Source organism: Oceanobacter kriegii DSM 6294 (assembly GCF_000422845.1).
GTDB lineage: Bacteria > Pseudomonadota > Gammaproteobacteria > Pseudomonadales > Oceanobacteraceae > Oceanobacter > Oceanobacter kriegii.
In genome coordinates this window covers 1-1,370 of record NZ_AUGV01000038.1, presented here as the reverse complement: position 1 = coordinate 1,370, position 1,370 = coordinate 1, and the positions used below count along the sequence as shown (strand labels likewise).

The following is a 1,370-nucleotide window of genomic DNA, read 5'->3' as shown; positions in this document are numbered from 1 at the left end:
CCGGGAAATGAAATGGACCCGTCCCACCCTAAGCATGTGCCATGATGAAGTTGCACCTACATCAATTCGGCATCCAGAGTAAGTGGGAGGGTCACATGACCAAGCTTAATACGATCGGCATTGATTTGGCCAAACAGGTTTTTCAGGTTCATGTAAATAGCTCAACAGGAAAGAAGCTGATCAGCAAAAAGCTCAAGCGACATCAGCTGTTGGATTTCTTACGGCAGCAACCAACTGCACTGGTCGCGATGGAAGCTTGCTCAGGAGCTCACTACTGGGGACGCTCAATCAAAGCATTAGGACACAAGGTTAGAGTGATCCATCCAACTTATGTGAAACCATTCGTTCAGCTACACAAGAACGACCAGAGGGATGCACAAGCCATTGCTGAAGCAGCTGTCAGGCCAAATATTCCAGACGTTGCTCTCAAGTCACAAGAACAGCTAGACCTGCAATCGATACATAGGGTCAGGGACCGGTTGGTAAAAGAAAAGACTGCAATAGGCAATGAAATTCGGGGGATCTTGATGGAATCTGGAGTCGTGATCTCCAGAGGGCATGGGGCCTTGAAAGAACAAGTAACGCTCCTTCTGGAGGATGCAGAAAACGGTTTGAGCTTACGATGCCGACGGTTAATCAATGATTTGATGGCGCAGTGGTATGACAGGGAAGCCAGAGTCATCCAGTTCGACAAGGAGTTGCAGGAAATTGTAAAGCACAGTGAGTCAGGTCAGCGACTGCAGAGCATCCCTGGAGTTGGGGTGGTTAATGCCACACTGTTACTTAGCTTGGCTGGCGATGCCAGTCACTTCAAAAGCGCCCGTTGCTTCTCCGCATACCTAGGGTTGGTTCCGAAGCAGCACGCCAGTGGTGGAAAAGAACAACTACAGGGGATCAGTAAGCACGGCAACAAGCATGCAAGAAGACAGTTGGTGCACGGCGCCAGATCGGCCTACAACGCATTAAAGAAAAAGCCGGATGACACTCGGTTGGGCCAATGGCTTCAGCGGATGGAAGGTAAGCATCCCAACAAAATCATCGTCGCCTTGGCAAACAAGTTAGCTCGCATTGTCTGGGCGGTACTTACTAAGAAGGTTGTTTACCAAGCTTGATTGATCGACGACTAAAGCAAGTTAATAGTTAAACGTCACGAGGTTGCGCAGACCATTAAGACCAAACAGATAAGATCGGTTCACTGAAACCTTACCCGCGCAGTGGCTCAACGAAGCCGTCCGGGAGATCAGGACAGTGGAAGCACATATCATAATGGCCGTGGCAAAAGCCAATTAACAGGTCGGATATAAGCGTGCAATCTCACTCTGAAACGTCGAAATGGCTTGCAACAACGGGACGGGGCCATATAAGCGCGG

General features: G+C 49.4%; 1 protein-coding gene. It reads left to right on the top strand.

The window, feature by feature from the left end; genetic code table 11:
* Positions 1–95: 95 nt before the first annotated feature.
* Positions 96–1,112, top strand: coding sequence for an IS110 family RNA-guided transposase (locus G516_RS0113295; RefSeq protein WP_028294061.1), 1,017 nt, complete (start codon positions 96–98; stop codon positions 1,110–1,112).
* Positions 1,113–1,370 lie beyond the last annotated feature (258 nt).

Coding starts and splice junctions, on each gene's coding strand:
- G516_RS0113295 (WP_028294061.1), top strand. CDS start 96: ATGACCAAGCTTAATACGATCGGCATTGATTTGGCCAAACAGGTTTTT.